Here is a 399-nt window from a genome sequence, read left to right as displayed (position 1 = left end):
ATGTCGATCAGCAGCATCTTGCCTGGCTGCAGCCGCCACTTCTGCACGATCAATTCTTCCGGCACCGGCAGCACGCCGGCTTCGGAGGCCATGATCACCCGGTCGTCGGAGGTGACGATATAGCGCGCCGGACGCAGGCCGTTGCGGTCGAGCGTTGCGCCGATCTGGCGGCCATTGGTAAAGGCGATCGCCGCCGGGCCGTCCCAGGGTTCCCTCAGAGCGGCATGGTATTCGTAGAAGGCCTTGCGCTCCGGGTCCATCAGCTGGTTGCCGGCCCAGGCTTCCGGGATCAGCATCATCACCGCATGCGCCAGCGAATAGCCGCCGCGGATCAAAAATTCGAGCGCATTATCGAGACAGGCGGTGTCGGACTGGCCTTCATAGGAGATCGGCCAAAGC

The 399-nt window shown here is 63.4% G+C and carries 1 protein-coding gene; it reads right to left on the bottom strand.

Annotated elements, in window-relative coordinates; all coding sequences use genetic code 11:
• Positions 1-399 (bottom strand): hypothetical protein (locus AC1D0P_RS31070; RefSeq protein ID WP_477680244.1); only part of this gene is annotated, 399 nt, incomplete at both ends.

The organism is Polaromonas sp. P1_G2 (assembly GCF_056405515.1).
This window is presented reverse-complemented; position numbering and strand designations above follow the sequence as displayed.